Raw genomic sequence first — 258 nt, forward strand, 5'->3', positions numbered from 1 at the left:
GGTAATAGATGGTGGGAATAATGGTCTTGCGCAAGGTCGCACCTTCGCGACCCAAAAGGCCCACCGTAGCCGATGCCGCTACCACATTATGAATCGCTATCATGTTGCCAGCCGCTGCGCCAACCGCTTGCAATGCCACCACTACCGCACTAGAGATAGTTAGTGTTTGGGCTACCTCAAATTGAAATTGGCTAAACATCATGTTGGATACTGTATTAGAGCCTGCGATAAAGGCACCCAGCGCACCTACGGTAGCAC

The 258-nt window shown here is 51.6% G+C and carries 1 protein-coding gene; it reads right to left on the reverse strand.

What is annotated here, in order from left to right; all coding sequences use genetic code 11:
- A partial coding sequence (locus tag AB4585_RS25075; protein WP_372171466.1) for an L-lactate permease occupies positions 1 to 258 on the reverse strand: 258 nt, incomplete at both ends.

Source organism: Vibrio sp. 10N.222.49.C9, from assembly GCF_041474985.1.
GTDB lineage: Bacteria > Pseudomonadota > Gammaproteobacteria > Enterobacterales > Vibrionaceae > Vibrio > Vibrio crassostreae_C.